This is a genomic window from Streptomyces sp. NPDC059142 (assembly GCF_042755665.1).
In the GTDB taxonomy this organism is placed as follows: Bacteria; Actinomycetota; Actinomycetes; order Streptomycetales; family Streptomycetaceae; genus Streptomyces.
Genome location: NZ_JBHZDA010000008.1, coordinates 31,800 through 32,279 on the forward strand (window position 1 = coordinate 31,800; position 480 = coordinate 32,279).

A 480-nucleotide genomic window follows, 5' to 3' on the forward strand; every position below is an offset into this window, starting at 1 on the left:
TAAAACCGACTGTTTGTGCCCCCGCGCTCCGGGTAGCCCCCGGTCCCCGCAACCCCCCGTTTTCGGTGCCGCCCCCCCCCCCGCGGCGCGCGGGCCTCGTCGCGTCAGGGCCTGACGAACCGCCCTCACACACTAGGGATTTCCAAAGACGGACCGTCGCAGACTGAGCCCATGATCTGCGGAACCGTGTGCACGGCACGCGCCCATGGCGGGTGCCCCGACGGAGCGGCCCGGGCGTTCCCCGCCCGAGCCCGTGCCGAGGGACGCCCCCGGGCCTCCCGCGCCCGGCACGGCGCCCCGCCCGCCCCCGTACACGCGTGAGACACCGCACCCGGCGGACCGTACAGGCCCCGCCCCCAGCCGCTCGCTCTCTCCCGGACACCCCGGTTCCCCAGGCCGGCCGAGGCCACTCCCGACCCCAGGTGTCCACGCCGGACCACCAGCCGTCCGCCGGTCTTCTCCCAGATGGGTTGCGTTGAT